At 62.8% G+C, this 277-nt stretch carries 1 pseudogene; it reads right to left on the reverse strand.

Features of this window, described 5'->3' with window-relative positions:
• Window positions 1–277: pseudogene (ureC, locus tag BN2476_RS49175) on the reverse strand (urease subunit alpha); the annotation flags it as partial.

Below are 277 nucleotides of genomic sequence, written 5' to 3' on the forward strand. Positions count from 1 at the left end.
GCGATCGTCACGCCCGGTTGAATGTCGGGATTGCCCGCCTTGCCGATCGCAGCGATGCGGCCGCCCTTGATGCCGATATCGGCCTTCACGATGCCCCAGTGATCGAGAATCAGCGCATTCGTGACGACGGTATCGACGACATCGGCCGCGACGCGCTGCGACTGGCCCATGCCGTCGCGAATCACCTTGCCGCCGCCGAATTTCACTTCTTCACCGTAGATCGTGTAGTCGCGTTCGACTTCGATCAGCAGGTCCGTGTCCGCGAGACGCACGCGGT

It is taken from the genome of Paraburkholderia piptadeniae, assembly GCF_900007165.1.
Lineage (GTDB): Bacteria > Pseudomonadota > Gammaproteobacteria > Burkholderiales > Burkholderiaceae > Paraburkholderia > Paraburkholderia piptadeniae.